Origin of the sequence: Aliivibrio fischeri, from assembly GCA_038993745.2 — a bacterium.
Classification (GTDB): Bacteria; Pseudomonadota; Gammaproteobacteria; order Enterobacterales; family Vibrionaceae; genus Aliivibrio; species Aliivibrio fischeri_B.
On record CP160629.1, the window covers coordinates 109769 to 124502 of the forward strand.

General features: G+C 41.2%; 12 protein-coding genes. 4 read left to right on the forward strand and 8 right to left on the reverse strand.

The features are described 5' to 3' along the window. Positions 1-51 precede the first annotated feature (51 nt). From glnG to glnA, 4 genes are all read right to left on the reverse strand, one after another. Positions 52-1455, reverse strand: a complete 1404-nt coding sequence (gene glnG / locus AAFX60_000475) for a nitrogen regulation protein NR(I) (GenBank protein XDF77751.1) — start codon at positions 1453-1455, stop codon at positions 52-54. A 38-nt stretch (positions 1456-1493) separates the two neighbouring features. Then, on the reverse strand, positions 1494-2549 hold the full coding sequence (glnL, locus tag AAFX60_000480; GenBank protein XDF78864.1) for a nitrogen regulation protein NR(II): 1056 nt from the start codon (positions 2547-2549) through the stop codon (positions 1494-1496). A 79-nt stretch (positions 2550-2628) separates the two neighbouring features. After that, entirely contained in the window at positions 2629-3165 is a 537-nt protein-coding gene (locus AAFX60_000485; protein XDF77752.1) for a DUF4124 domain-containing protein, read from the reverse strand. Positions 3166-3414: 249 nt separating this feature from the next. Beyond that, a complete protein-coding gene (gene glnA / locus AAFX60_000490) occupies positions 3415-4824 on the reverse strand; it encodes a glutamate--ammonia ligase (protein XDF77753.1) in 1410 nt (469 codons plus the stop codon). Between the two features lie 537 nt (positions 4825-5361). Between glnA and typA the strand changes: the two genes are divergently transcribed. From typA to AAFX60_000510, 4 genes are all read left to right on the forward strand, one after another. Next, positions 5362-7194 carry a translational GTPase TypA gene (gene typA / locus AAFX60_000495; protein ID XDF77754.1) on the forward strand — a complete coding sequence of 611 codons (1833 nt, stop codon included), beginning with the start codon at positions 5362-5364 and terminating at the stop codon, positions 7192-7194. 296 nt (positions 7195-7490) lie between these two features. Continuing rightward, positions 7491-8423: a virulence factor BrkB family protein gene (locus AAFX60_000500; GenBank protein ID XDF78865.1), complete on the forward strand. Its 933-nt coding sequence runs from the start codon at positions 7491-7493 to the stop codon at positions 8421-8423. After that, complete coding sequence (dtd, locus tag AAFX60_000505) at positions 8395-8829, forward strand: D-aminoacyl-tRNA deacylase (protein ID XDF77755.1); 435 nt, start codon at positions 8395-8397, stop codon at positions 8827-8829. The genes AAFX60_000500 and dtd overlap by 29 nt, the downstream gene beginning before the upstream one ends. Positions 8830-9216: 387 nt before the next feature. Then, positions 9217-10116, forward strand: coding sequence for a bifunctional GNAT family N-acetyltransferase/hotdog fold thioesterase (locus tag AAFX60_000510; GenBank protein XDF77756.1), 900 nt, complete (start codon positions 9217-9219; stop codon positions 10114-10116). 396 nt (positions 10117-10512) lie between these two features. Here the strand turns inward: AAFX60_000510 and trmH are convergent, their stop codons facing one another. The 4 genes from trmH to gmk all read right to left on the reverse strand — a co-directional run bounded on the left by trmH (position 10513) and on the right by gmk (position 14634). After that, positions 10513-11202: a tRNA (guanosine(18)-2'-O)-methyltransferase TrmH gene (gene trmH, locus AAFX60_000515; GenBank protein ID XDF77757.1), complete on the reverse strand. Its 690-nt coding sequence runs from the start codon at positions 11200-11202 to the stop codon at positions 10513-10515. A gap of 252 nt (positions 11203-11454) precedes the next feature. Further along, positions 11455-13578 carry a bifunctional GTP diphosphokinase/guanosine-3',5'-bis pyrophosphate 3'-pyrophosphohydrolase gene (gene spoT / locus AAFX60_000520; GenBank protein XDF77758.1) on the reverse strand — a complete coding sequence of 708 codons (2124 nt, stop codon included), beginning with the start codon at positions 13576-13578 and terminating at the stop codon, positions 11455-11457. 51 nt (positions 13579-13629) lie between these two features. Further along, positions 13630-13902: a DNA-directed RNA polymerase subunit omega gene (gene rpoZ, locus AAFX60_000525; protein ID XDF77759.1), complete on the reverse strand. Its 273-nt coding sequence runs from the start codon at positions 13900-13902 to the stop codon at positions 13630-13632. A gap of 108 nt (positions 13903-14010) precedes the next feature. Next, entirely contained in the window at positions 14011-14634 is a 624-nt protein-coding gene (gmk, locus tag AAFX60_000530; GenBank protein XDF77760.1) for a guanylate kinase, read from the reverse strand. Positions 14635-14734: the final 100 nt, after the last annotated feature.

Here is a 14734-nt window from a genome sequence, read left to right on the forward strand (position 1 = left end):
CTCAATTTGCTTATTATAGATATATCGGCAGCCATTACAGAATCTTCAGTTTTATTCCAACTCTTTTAATTTCCTTGTTAGTGTGTTTCTTCCCCAGCCAAGAAGTTTTGCGGCATCTTGTTTATGTCCATGCGTATGATGTAGTGCTTTATCTAATAAGATACGTTCAACATTGGGGATCACTTTATTTAAAATATCTTCTTCACCTTGATTCAATTGATTTTCTACCCATGAACTAAGTTGTTCTTGCCAATCAGTGACTTGATGCTGCTGTTGAGGTTTCGGTGTGGAGAATAATTCTGACGGTAAATCAGAAGGCAACACTTCTTGACTGCTTGCCATTACCGTTAGCCAACGACAGGTATTTTCCAGTTGACGGACATTACCAGGCCAGTCGCATTGGCTTAATTTATCACTGGCACTTTGGCTTAGTGTCTTACATTCGACAGCCAGCTCTTTTGCGGCTAAGCGTAAGAAATGTTCCGCGAGTTTCTTTATGTCTTCACGTCTTTCTCTTAAGGCGGGAATATGGACTCTAATGACGTTTAGGCGATGGAATAAATCTTCTCTAAATTCACCATCAGTCACTAGTTTTTCAAGATTTTGGTGAGTGGCTGCAATGATACGAACATCCACTTGAACCGGAGAGTGTCCACCAACACGATAAAATTGCCCGTCTGCAAGAACACGCAGCAACCTAGTTTGAATATCTAATGGCATGTCTCCAATTTCATCTAAAAACAACGTACCCCCATTAGCTTGCTCAAAGCGGCCCTTTCGAACAGAGTTTGCACCTGTAAATGCGCCTTTCTCATGACCAAATAGCTCCGATTCAATTAAATCTTTAGGAATTGCAGCCATGTTAAGAGCGATAAATTCATTATTTGCTCTTGGGCTATGTCGGTGTAGGGCGTGAGCAACCAATTCTTTACCAGTACCAGATTCACCATTAATTAAAACGGATATTGATGAGCGAGATAAGCGTCCGATCGCTCTAAACACCTCTTGCATCGCGGGTGCTTCGCCAATGATCTCTGGAACATGATGCTCCTTTTTCGGAGTATTGATGCTCTGTTTTTTTTGTTCTTGGCTGTGCGCTAAAGCCCGCTCTACTAACGTGAGGGTTTCATCAATATCAAAAGGTTTAGGGAGGTATTCAAATGCTCCTTTTTGATAAGCACTGACAGCTGCATCTAAATCTGAGTGTGCCGTCATGATAATCACAGGTAATTCTGGGTAATTTTCTTGGATATGATGAAGAAGTGATAAGCCATCCATTCCCGGCATACGAATATCAGAGATAATCACATCAGGAACATTGCGCTCTAGTGCTTGAATGACACTTTCAGCATCACCAAAACTTTCACACATCATATTGGTGCTGGTTAAGGTCTTTTCTAATACCCAGCGAATTGAGCTGTCATCATCAACAACCCAGATAAATCCTTTACTCATAATTTTGCTTCTCCGTTATCCCTTTTGTGAGGTTATTTTTATTTGAGAGGGAGGTAAATGGTGAAAATGGTTTTTCCCGGCCAGCTAGAGACATCTATTTTCCCATTATGCTGATCGATTAAATTTTGCGAGATAGATAATCCCAATCCTGTACCGCCTTCACGGGCACTAACCATAGGATAAAAAAGCGTATCTTGAATGTGGCTAGGGATCCCAGGACCATTATCAATAATGTCTATTTTTGCTGCGAGTTTATGACGTTGGCCATAGATGTTGGTTTGGAAATCCGTTCTGGTTTTTAAGGTAATCGTACCGTCAGGTTGGTTTTTAAGAACTTCAGCTGCATTACTTACGATATTGAGAATTGCTTGTTCTATTTGTTCCGCATCTACGTCAAAATCGGGTAGGCTTGGGTCATAATCTCGAATGATCTTTACTTGGTAAGATGAGTTTAATTCAATGAGTTGGCGAACTTTTTCAATGATCGCATGCAGGTTTTCTGGCTGTTTTGTTCCGAGCTTTTGAGGGCCTAGTAAACGGTCGACTAAATTTCGTAGACGGTCGGCTTGTTCAATAATGATTTGAGTATATTCATGAAGTTCGCGTTCAGGCAGCATACGTTCTAGTAATTGTGCCGCTCCACGTAAACCACCTAATGGATTTTTAATTTCATGCGCTAAGCTACGAACAAGAACCTTTGCTGCTTGTTGTTGTGCGTGTTGATTAATCTCTTGAGATAGGCGTCTTTGCTGCTCTATTTGACGAATTTCAACTAATAAATAGAGTGATTTATTGATAGCAACTGGGCTAGAAGTTAGCTCGATATAAAGTGGTTGTTCATCAATCATGATACGAACATCACTGTCAGTCACACTTTGTCCTGTGTTCAATGGCAGCATGAGAGTGGATAAATCAAATTGCGGAGAGTGAAATAAATCATCAAAGGCGTGTTGAGCCATACGCTGAGCACTCTGAGAGAACAGTTGCTCAGCTGCAGGATTGGCATAATGAATTTGGCGTTGATCATCGAGCAATAAAATTGCTGTGACTTGATGTTCAAGTAATTGAGTTGAGAAATCCATCGTTAACGCCATCATCCTTATAGCAAATTAATAAATGCACCATCATGGTGCATCATACCTTGCTTTTTAGAATGGAACTATATGAATTCCTCTAGTTTGCAGACGGTCGGTGTAGATACACAGTGATAATAGGTGATGATGCAATTCTCTTGCCGTCTTTGATAGCAACAACAGTAATAAGGTGAGTACCTCGATCTATGCCTGTTAGCTTCCACTCAGTTGATGCTTGAGGTAGGCCGTAAGGGGAACCATCAAGCATAAGTTGTAGTTTTTCATCGATGGATAACTTACGGTTTAAATCCGTTAATACGGTGATGTGTCCACGAGAGCTTCGAATGGTTTCTTCTTGTTGCAAGTTGCTAAATGAAATCTCAAGCTTTTTGTCTTTTTTCTCTGGTGTTTTAGATTTGGCTTTTTTTGCGACAGGCTCTACGGATGTAGCCGTATCATCGTAAGATTCCTCTAAAGGAACAGTAGTAGATAAAGAGAGTTGTTTCGATTTGATGTTTGTTGGTGGTGGAGAATCACTGAAATGCCTTGTTCCATCACTGTCTTCCCACGTATACACCGTACCAGCAAAGGCAGATGTAGAGAATAAGATAAGAAATATAAGCTGTTTATAAGACATATTACCACCATGGATGATGCATTGCTGATCGAATTAACTGTCTTGGTTATTCAGTTAATTGGATTGCCATTATCTTATGACTTCATACGATACTACAGAGATGAAATCTCGAACGGCTCTATAAAGAAAACGAACCAAAACAGAGTGTTGCCTTTAAATCCTTTTTTGCCAATATAAAAAAGGCTCGCCTGTGAGGCGAGCCTAAAAATTAATCAATTCTTTACTTTAATCAGCAATAAATTGTGAATATTAAACTGAGTAGTACATTTCAAACTCAAGTGGGTGAACTGCTGTATTGATTGCTTCCACATCTTGAGATTTAAGACCGATGTAAGAATCGATAAAGTCATCAGAGAATACGCCACCAGCGGTTAGGAACTCACGATCCTCGTCTAGTGCTTTAAGTGCGATATCTAGAGATTCTGCAACTGTTGGGATTTCTGCTGCTTCTTCCGCTGGAAGGTCATACAGATCTTTATCCATTGCTTCACCAGGGTGGATCTTGTTCTTAATACCGTCAAGACCAGCCATTAGCATTGCTGAGTAACATAGGTATGGGTTCGCTGCAGGGTCACCAAAACGAACTTCGATACGACGAGCTTTCGGGCTTGGTACTACTGGGATACGGATAGATGCTGAACGGTTACGTGCAGAGTATGCAAGCATAACAGGTGCTTCAAAACCAGGTACAAGACGCTTGTATGAGTTAGTTGATGGGTTAGCAAATGCGTTGATTGCACGAGCGTGTTTGATGATACCGCCAATGTAGTAGATAGCCAATTCAGATAGGCCGCCGTACTTATCGCCAGCAAATAGGTTAACGCCATCTTTTGCTAGAGATTGGTGAACGTGCATACCAGAACCGTTATCACCAACAAGTGGCTTAGGCATGAATGTCGCTGTTTTACCAAATGCGTGTGCAACGTTATGTACAACGTATTTGTAGATTTGAGTTTCATCCGCTTTTGTTGTTAGCGTATTAAAGCGTGTAGCGATCTCATTTTGACCTGCAGTAGCAACTTCGTGGTGGTGTGCTTCAACAACAAGGCCCATTTCTTCCATGATTAAACACATAGCAGAACGGATGTCTTGAGATGAATCAACAGGTGCTACTGGGAAGTAACCGCCTTTAACACCAGGACGGTGACCTTTGTTACCGCCTTCGTATTCTGTACCTGAGTTCCAAGCTGCTTCGATGTCGTCAATCTTGAAGAAAGAACCAGACATGTCTGTGTTAAAACGTACATCATCAAATAGGAAGAATTCTGGCTCAGGACCGATTAGAACTGTGTCAGCAATACCAGTAGAGCGCATGTATTCTTCAGAACGTTTAGCGATTGAACGTGGATCGCGATCGTAACCTTGAAGTGTTGCTGGCTCTAGGATGTCACAACGAATGTTTAGTGTTGAGTCTTCTGTGAATGGGTCAAGAACCGCACTTGCTGGATCTGGCATCATTACCATGTCAGATTCGTTAATGCCTTTCCAGCCTGCAACTGAAGAACCATCAAACATTTTGCCTTCTTCAAAGAAGTCCGCATCAATTTGGTGAGAAGGGATTGAGATATGTTGCTCTTTACCTTTTGTATCGGTAAAGCGCAAATCGATAAATTTAACTTCGTTCTCTTGAATCAGAGCTAGTACGTTTTCTACTGACATGTAGGATAACCTCCGGTGTTATAATATAAATATTGGTCAGCTTAGCTGTTATAAACTACATTGCTAGAAGCATGCCAAAAGTAATAATCCATTAATATCAATAACTTACTTTTATTGGTGCCTATTTAAAAATACGATTTGCACCAATTTGATCTCCATTTGCACTATCTTGGTGCAAAGTAAAATCAAGTTATTAATTACTTCTAGGTGCTATTCAGCAGTTAAATCAAAAATTTGTCAATACGATTGATTTGAAAAGAGCGTAATGAAATGTATTTATTACAAATAATTATTTGATCTTAAAGTTCTTTTATTTTTTTTCTTTAAAAGGGAAGTAAAATCTGAGAAGGTAAAAATAGAGCGCAAATTGACTGTTTTTCCATCGTTTTTGTGTGCTGTATTAAATTAATTTAAAAATAATTGTGTCTTTAATCACATATTTCGTGGGTTTTGCTCTAAAATCTGTTAAATTATTGACCGTTTTTAAACCAAGTAGTGCCAATGGTGGCTCTACACGCTCTGAGTGAATTTGAATCCATGTCTACTCCACAGATTGATAAACTAAGAAATATCGCAATTATTGCGCACGTTGACCACGGTAAAACAACACTGGTTGATAAGCTATTACAACAATCAGGCACACTAGAATCTCGTGGTGAGACTGAAGAACGCGTAATGGACTCGAACGACATCGAGAAAGAGCGTGGTATTACGATCCTTGCAAAAAATACAGCGATTAACTGGAACGATCACCGTATCAACATCGTAGATACCCCTGGACACGCCGATTTCGGTGGTGAAGTTGAACGTATCATGTCAATGGTTGACTCTGTTCTTCTTATCGTTGACGCAGTTGACGGTCCAATGCCTCAAACTCGTTTCGTTACGCAAAAAGCTTTCGCACACGGTCTTAAGCCAATCGTTGTAATCAACAAGATTGACCGTCCAGGTGCTCGCCCTGATTGGGTTATGGACCAAGTATTCGACCTATTCGATAACTTAGGTGCAACTGACGAACAACTAGACTTCCAAGTAGTTTACGCTTCAGCTCTTAACGGTTGGGCTACACTAGAAGAAGGTGAAACTGGCGAAAACATGGAACCACTGTTCCAAGCTATCGTTGATAACGTAGATGCTCCAAACGTTGACGTTGACGGCGCACTACAAATGCAAGTTTCTCAACTAGATTACAACTCTTACGTAGGTGTTATCGGTGTTGCACGTGTTACTCGTGGTTCTGTTAAGCCAAACCAACAAGTAACTGTTGTAAGTGCTGACGGTTCTAAACGTAACGGTAAAGTAGGTACAGTATTAGGTTACCTAGGTCTTGAGCGTCACGAAGTTGAACAAGCTAACGCTGGTGACATCATTGCAATTACAGGTCTTGGCGAGCTTAAAATCTCTGACACTATCTGTGACGTGAACAACGTTGAAGCGATGACTCCACTTTCTGTTGATGAACCAACAGTAACAATGACTTTCCAAGTAAACACTTCTCCGTTTGCTGGTAAAGAAGGTAAGTTCGTTACTTCACGTAACATCCTTGAACGTCTAGAAAAAGAACTTGTTCACAACGTAGCACTACGTGTTGAGCAAACTGAAGATCCAGACAAATTCCGCGTATCAGGCCGTGGTGAACTTCACCTATCTATCCTGATCGAAAACATGCGTCGTGAAGGTTTCGAGCTAGCAGTATCTCGTCCAGAAGTTATCATCAAAAAAGATGAAAACGGCAACCTAACAGAACCATTTGAAACCGTAACTATCGATGTTCTTGAAGAGCACCAAGGCGGTATCATGGAAAACATCGGTATCCGTAAAGGTGAGCTAACTGATATGGCACCAGATGGTAAAGGCCGTGTTCGTATGGACTTTATGATGCCTTCTCGTGGTCTTATCGGTTTCCAAACTGAGTTCATGACTCTAACTTCAGGTTCTGGTCTTCTTTACCATACGTTTGATCACTACGGTCCTCACAAAGGCGGTACTATCGGTCAACGTAACAACGGTGTTCTAATTTCGAACGCAACTGGTAAAGCACTGACTTACGCACTGTTTAACCTACAAGAACGTGGTCGTCTATTTACAGAGCACGCTGATGAAGTATACGAAGGTCAAGTTATCGGTATTCATAACCGTTCTAACGACCTTACAGTTAACTGTCTGAAAGGTAAGCAACTAACTAACGTTCGTGCTTCTGGTACAGATGATGCGCAAGTACTTTCTCCAGCAATCAAGTACACACTTGAGCAAGCTCTAGAGTTCATCGATGACGACGAACTAGTAGAAGTAACACCTGAAAGCATCCGTATCCGTAAGCGTCACCTTACAGAGAACGATCGTAAGCGTGCAGGTCGTGCACCTAAGTAATTCTTGATTTGGATTTAGCTTTTAGTTAAATCACAAATCTAATAAAATTTAAAATCCCTTTGTAGGCAACTACGAAGGGATTTTTTTTATCTGTTATGATAATACCAACCCAAATAAGTCGATGATCATTCTTGCTTGTTAAAATAGCTTATAACAGCGTTATAAACTTTATAATTAGGCCCACTAGTTATTGCAGTTTATGCCTTGTTTTAATCTATTTTTCCTACGCAATATCTGGACACATACTTATTTGGATTGGTATATGTAAGAGTTGATATATGTTAAAGAGTGAATTGATGGAAGATAAAATAAAACACAAGCTGAGGATTGGCTGGTCATATCTACTTTTCTTAAAGCAAAGAGTTATTCATGACAGGTTAACGGTAAGTGCTGGTTATATGGCTTACATCACTTTGCTGTCTTTGGTGCCGTTAATTACGGTTCTGCTGTCTGTATTGTCGCAATTTCCTGTTTTTTCTGGGGCAGGAGAGACGGTACAAGCCTTTGTTATTCAAAATTTTGTACCCGCTGCCAGTGATGCAGTTGAAGCGAGCTTAAAAGAGTTTATTTCAAATACGGGTAAGATGACGGCAGTCGGTTCTGGTTTCTTATTTGTAGCCTCTGTAATGCTGATCTCATCGATAGATCGCAGTTTGAATTACATTTGGCGAGTAAAGAAAAAACGTCGTCCAATGTATTCATTTTCATTGTATTGGATGATCTTAACTTTAGGTCCTTTATTGGTTGGCGCAAGTTTGGCGGCAACGTCATACGTAACGTCACTAAAGATCATGGATGATGAAATAGTTTCCAGTTTTTATCGGACTTTATTGGGTTGGTTACCTATCATATTGTCATTCTCTGCATTTGTTGGTTTGTATTTATTAGTGCCGAACAAAAAAGTTCGAGTGACTCATGCGCTTATTGGTGCCATGTCTGCGGGTTGTCTATTTGAGTTTAGTAAGGTGGGTTTTGCTCAATACATAACGCAATTTCCTTCATACCAAGTCATTTATGGCGCATTAGCAGCCGTTCCTATTTTGTTTGTTTGGGTATATTTGTGTTGGATTATCGTTCTTATTGGTGCCGAAATTACCGCAAGTTTAGGTGAGTTTGAAGGATGGCTAACGGGTAAGGTCAGCGTTAATATACTTGAGTCAGATATAAAAGCATTAACAGAACAACAAGGGTTGATAGAAAGTGATAGCACTGATCCAGAGAGTAAGTGAAGCCGCTGTAAAAGTAGATGGCGAAGTGACTGGTGAAATTAATCAAGGTTTATTAATTTTATTGGGCGTTGAAAGAGAAGATGACGAAGCAAAAGCTAAGCGTCTAATGGAAAGAGTATTAACTTACCGAGTATTTGAAGACCAAGACGGTAAGATGAACTTAAATGTGCAACAAGTAAATGGTAGCGTATTAGTTGTATCGCAATTTACGCTGCCTGCAGATACTAAGAAGGGTACTCGTCCAGGTTTTTCAAAAGGAGCGCATCCTGTGGACGCTGAGCGCTTGTATGATTACTTCTCAGATCTATGTGAAGAGAAGTTGCATACGCAGCGAGGACGCTTTGCTGCGGACATGAAAGTGTCGCTAGTGAATGATGGGCCTGTGACGTTTTGGTTGCAGGTGTAAGGGTAGGGGCGAGATTTTAGGACGCTTCGCTCGAGGGGCGAGGAAAAGCAGAAGACTATACGCTTCGCTGACTAGAAACTAGAGACTATAAGAACGAGAGTGTTGATGTGGTGAGTTTTTAGGTTTCAGGAAGGGCAAGAACTGAGTTTGGTTTGCTTTTGCTCTTCCTGAAACCTGAAGCCTGAACCCTCGCTTTTTGCTCTTATAGTCTCTAGTTAGCGTAGCGTATAGCTTCTAGTTTCAGATTAATTCGTTGAAATCACAACGATTACCCCTGCAAGGGAGCTTGTGACCGATCTGAACCCTAAGCTCTTCCTCGAGGACGAAGTCCGTACTCATCTCTCGAAGCGTAGCGCTCTCGCCCCTAACAACAATAAAAGGATTTATATGTTTCGATTGATTACACCAACAACAGAAGCTGAATTAAAAGCTTACTACCATTTTCGTTGGAAAATCTTACGTGAGCCTTGGCGCCAGCCGGAAGGTTCTGAACGCGATGCGTATGATGATATGAGTCAGCATCGAATGATTTTAGATGGTCGTGATCAGCCTGTTGCCGTCGGACGTTTATATTTAACTCCTGATAATGACGGTCAAATTCGCTATATGGCGGTTGCACCGCATTGTCGAGGAAAAGGCATTGGTGCATTGATTATGGTTGCTCTGGAGTCTTATGCACGCCAAGAGAACGCCAAGCGCCTTGTATGTAATGCTCGTGAAGATGCAATTCCATTCTATGTAGGAAATGGATTTACTAGCCAAGGTGAATTGAGTGATGAGAGAGGACCTGTCCGTCACCAACAAATGCTCAAACATTTAGATCCATTAGCTGATGTGCTGCGACGTCCTGACTGGTGCGCAGAGCTTCAAAAGCGTTGGGAAAATGAAATCCCAATCAGCGATAAAATGGGAATTAAAATTACCCAATACACAGGTTATCGTTTTGAAGTCAGTGCCATTTTAAATGCCAACCTTAATCCACATAATAGTATGTTCGCTGGTAGTATTTTCACCATGGGTACATTAACCGCTTGGGGAATTGTTTGGTTATTGCTAAAAGAACGAGGTTTGGATACCACCAGTATTATGTTGGTTGATAGCCATATTAGATATCGCCAACCTATTGTTGATAACCCTAAAGGCATTACGTCGTTGAATTGTTTGGAAGGGGATTTTGATCGTCTGCAATCAGGTAAGCGTGCGAGAGTGAAAGTAAAAGTCGATTTGTGTAATGGTGATAATCCTGCTGCGGAATTTACTGGAACCTTCATGTTGATGAGGGATTGAGATTAGGGGCGAGGACGGACTTCGTCCTAAAGGTTTCAGGGTTCAGGAAGAGCAATAGCAAGAGCAGAGTTTAGATCGCTTCGCTTGCAGAATTCAGAGTTGCTCGCTGAAATTACAGTGACAAAGAATGGTTCTCCCCTTTATCGCAATAGTTATAAGATCGATATAGTGAATACAAGGGGAGTTAGAGGGGGTTGGTGATGTTGTTTCATATTATGCAGACAAACAAAGTATCATCATTTACAACCTCTCCTAGCCTCCCCTTATATTGGCAGTTTCTACCAAATTACATTGGTGAAAAAGGGAGGAACAGTATTGTGATCGCTTTGGTTGCCACGATCACCCCTGAATCCTGCAAGGGAGCTTGCGACCGATCTGAATCCTAAGATCTCACTCTTAATCCGCAGCCTGCATCGTTTCCCACCAAGCATCATCAGCAATAATTTGTCCAGTTTCATCCAACTGCGGAAAAGGAAGACCTTTACGTTTGGCTACTTTCGCAAGAACAGGGTGGCCGCGTTCAAACAACACCTTATTGATGTATTCCTTTGGCAGCATACTCTCTTCACGATCATACATACCCGCTAAATCACGCTGACGCTGTGCTTCATATAAAATAAGCGCGCTTGCAACCGATACATTTAACGATTGCACCATACCAACCATAGGAATGATGATGTCTTGATCAGCCATTGCTAATGCTTTTTTGCTGATGCCTGTTTTTTCACTTCCAAGAATGATGGCAGTTGGTTTAGTGTAATCAATTTCACGAAAATCTACTGCTGTATCCGATAGATTTGTCGCTAGAATCTGCATGCCTTGTTCTTTAAGCGTAGCAAAAGCATCTTCAATATTTTTATGTGTTTCCACATCAACCCAATTACGAGCACCAGCAGAAGTATGCCCTAGCATCTGCATCTGCTCTGTAGGCCAAACGGCATGAATTTTATGGATGCCTGTTGCATCAGCAGTACGAACAATCGCAGAAACGTTATTGGCTTTATGTACTTCTTCTAAACAAAGAGTGAGATCAGTTTGACGAGCTTTTAATACAGAAGTAATTCGTTGGTAGCGTTCTAAATTCATAATTTTAATTCTTGAGATAGGTTGGAGGGACTAGGTTCTAGGGACGAGAAAGAGGTAGTCAAAATGGAACTAGAAACTATACGCTAGCGCTAGCTAGAGACGATAAGAGCATTATATGACTAAAGTTGAACGTCATTCTTAAATAGGTAATGCTTTTGATTTTATAGTTTCTAGAGCGAAGCGTTCTAGTTAGCGTAGCGTATAGATCTAACTAAAAGGACGAGGTCCGTACTCGAACCTCGTCCCTCGCATCTAGTTCTTATGTCTACGTACTTTAAGTGCGTGTGGCATAACACGGATACGACGCATTATTTCAGCTAAATGCTTACGATCTTTTACCGTAAGTTCGATGGTTACTGTATATAAGCGTCCATCTTTTTCTTCTGTTGAAATACCACGGATATTTGATCCTGTACCTGCAATCACATTCGCCAAATCAGCTAATGCACCTTGGTGGTTTTGGATATCAATATCTAATGCCGTATCAAATTCTTGATCGAATTCATCAGCCCATTCAACGCCCATGTACTTATCAAGTTCTTTTTGATAACCACGAACATTTGCACACTCTTCCATATGAACCACAAGGCCACGGCCAGGACTTACGTGAGCAATAATGTGATCACCCGGAATAGGGCGACAACAGTTTGCAAATGTCAGTAAGATGCCATCAGCACCACGGATTGGTAGTTTTTTACCAGTGGTGGTTTCAATGTTTGAGGTTTGTTCCGTTAATTCATCAGCAGAGCCTAATAGGCGACGAGCAATAACAATACTCATCAACTCACCTAAGCCGATAGCGGCCAGTAAGTCATCCAGTTCTGCTAATTTAAGATCAGATAAAACGTGATCAATATTCTCTTGAGAGATATCGTCTAGTGATACGTTATGACCTAAAGCGTGATTCAATAGGCGACGACCTAATACTACAGAATCTTCTCTACGCATGGTTTTTAGCACTTGGCGGATCTTCGTACGTGCTTTTGATGTCACTACGTAGTTCAGCCATGCTGCATTTGGACGAGCACCTGGAGCACTGATGATTTCAACCGTTTGACCATTTTTAAGTGGTTTACTTAGTGGGTAAGGTTGACGGTTAACACGTGAACCAACACAACTGTTACCAACATCAGAGTGAACGGCGTAAGCAAAATCTACAGCCGTTGCGCCAACAGGCAGTTCAAAAATACGGCCTTTTGGAGTGAAAACGTAAATTTCGTTCGGGAAGAGATCCGATTTTACGTTTTCAATAAATTCAAATGAGCTACCTGCACTTTGTTGAAGTTCAAGTAAGCTTTGCATCCAGCGTTGTGCTCGGATTTGAGCCGTCGTGCTAGAGTTATCGCCTTCTTTGTACGACCAATGTGCAGCAACACCTTTGTTCGCCATTTGCTCCATATCTTCAGTACGAATTTGTACTTCAACAGGAACACCGTGAGGGCCAACCATAGAGGTATGAAGCGATTGGTAGCCATTGGCTTTTGGTACAGCAATATAGTCTTTAATACGACCCGGACGAGGTTTGTAAATGCTGTGAACTTGGCCTAATGCTCGATAACAAGTATCGACATTATCGGTAATTACTCGGAACGCATAGATATCCATAATGGTATGGAAACGCTGTTCTTTATTTTTCATTTTATTGTAAATAGCGAACAGGTTTTTCTCTCTACCAATCACTCGACCTGTGATGCCAGCTTCAGCAATACGGCCTTCAATTTCTGAGTGAATTTTTTGGATCATCTCTTTACGGTTACCACGAGCTGACTTCACCACTTCTTTTAATACGCGATAGCGATTAGGGTAAAGGGCTTCAAAACCTAACTCTTCAAGTTCAGTTTTAATATTGTGGATACCAAGGCGATGCGCCAAAGGAGAGAAGATTTCTAAAGTTTCACGAGCAATGCGGCGACGTTTATCAGGGCGTAAAGCACCCAACGTGCGCATGTTATGAGTTCGGTCAGCAAGTTTGATCAATATAACGCGGATGTCTTGCACCATCGCCATGACCATTTTTCGGAAGTTTTCAGCCTGTGCTTCTTTTTTATCGCGGAACTTAAGTTTGTCCAGCTTAGAAACACCATCCACTAATTCGGCAACCGTATCACCAAACTGCTCTGCGAGCTCTTCTTTGCTAACTTCTGTGTCTTCAATAACATCATGAAGCAGCGCAGCCATCAGCGTTTTGTGGTCGAGCTTCATTTCTGCAAGGATTCGAGCCACAGCTACTGGGTGGATGATATAAGGTTCGCCACTTGAGCGAGTTTGCCCTTCATGGGCTTCTTTTGCTACCAGATAAGATCGACGAAGAGCCTCAATGTGAGGCTCTGGCAGGTAATCTTTGGCAACATCTTTCAGGCTATCGAATAAATCCAAATTTCGCCCCGTCAGGTTTGCTGTTTTACAATCTACAAGAGATTATAAAGATTAACGATTGTGTGTGATTGAGCTTACTGCTGCTAATTCAGCTGCGTCTTGCTCTTGTTGCTCTTGGCGCTCACGAGCATCTAGTAATTCTTTAGTGATCAGGCCTTCTTCAATTTCACGAAGAGCGATAACAGTTGTTTTATCGTTCTCTTCAGGCACTAGCGCATCTTTACCACCAGTTTGCATTTGACGTGCGCGACGAGAAGAAATAAGTACTAGATCGAAACGGTTGCCGATTTTCTCAACTGCGTCTTGAACGGTTACACGTGCCATGAGGACTCCAATTTATTAACAAAAATAGTTATATGATGAGAAAGTATACAAGTAACCCGTATAAGTTTCTAGCTAGGGTTACAAGATACTCGTAGAAATATGAAGAAATTAGTCCGCTAATAGCGCTTCTAACATGCCTTTATATTTCGTTGTTTGTTTGTCTTGTTTTAAGCGTTCTGCACGGATAATTGAACGGAAGTCCATTTGTGCAGTATCAAAATCGTCATTAATGATCACATAATCGTATTCATCGTAATGTGAAATTTCAGATTTTGCTTCGCTCATGCGCTTAGCAATAACAGCATCGCTGTCTTGGCCACGTGCATTTAGGCGTCGTTCTAGTTCTCCATTTGATGGAGGTAGAATGAATACGCTTTTTGCTAAAGGCATTTGTTCACGGATTTGACGAGCACCTTGCCAATCAATATCTAAGAACACATCAATACCTTTATCAAGGGTCTCTTCGATCCATACTCGAGATGTTCCGTAGTAGTTACCGAACACTTCGGCATATTCTAAGAATTCACCTTTTTGAATCAGTTCTTCAAAATGCTCTTTCTGAATAAAGTGATAATGAACACCATCAGTTTCTCCTGGGCGCATACCACGAGTAGTATGAGACACAGAGACTTTCATAGCATAAGTTGGGTTGCTTTCTAACAGTGCCGAGATCAAACTCGACTTACCAGCACCACTTGGGGCTGACACAATATAAAGTGTACCTTTGCTCATGATAGATTCTCTTGGGAGTTATGGCATTTCTCTTAATATACCATTTTTTTAGATATTGAGAGGAAATGCGAAGCATAGAAAATTGGGTGGCGAAGAATAG

Bases quoted from the DNA above. Each gene is read 5' to 3' on its own strand.
- glnG (XDF77751.1), bottom strand. From the start codon at position 1,455: ATGAGTAAAGGATTTATCTGGGTTGTTGATGATGACAGCTCAATTCGC.
- glnL (XDF78864.1), bottom strand. From the start codon at position 2,549: ATGGCGTTAACGATGGATTTCTCAACTCAATTACTTGAACATCAAGTC.
- AAFX60_000485 (XDF77752.1), bottom strand. From the start codon at position 3,165: ATGTCTTATAAACAGCTTATATTTCTTATCTTATTCTCTACATCTGCC.
- glnA (XDF77753.1), bottom strand. From the start codon at position 4,824: ATGTCAGTAGAAAACGTACTAGCTCTGATTCAAGAGAACGAAGTTAAA.
- typA (XDF77754.1), top strand. From the start codon at position 5,362: ATGTCTACTCCACAGATTGATAAACTAAGAAATATCGCAATTATTGCG.
- AAFX60_000500 (XDF78865.1), top strand. From the start codon at position 7,491: ATGGAAGATAAAATAAAACACAAGCTGAGGATTGGCTGGTCATATCTA.
- AAFX60_000510 (XDF77756.1), top strand. From the start codon at position 9,217: ATGTTTCGATTGATTACACCAACAACAGAAGCTGAATTAAAAGCTTAC.
- trmH (XDF77757.1), bottom strand. From the start codon at position 11,202: ATGAATTTAGAACGCTACCAACGAATTACTTCTGTATTAAAAGCTCGT.
- rpoZ (XDF77759.1), bottom strand. From the start codon at position 13,902: ATGGCACGTGTAACCGTTCAAGACGCAGTTGAGAAAATCGGCAACCGT.
- gmk (XDF77760.1), bottom strand. From the start codon at position 14,634: ATGAGCAAAGGTACACTTTATATTGTGTCAGCCCCAAGTGGTGCTGGT.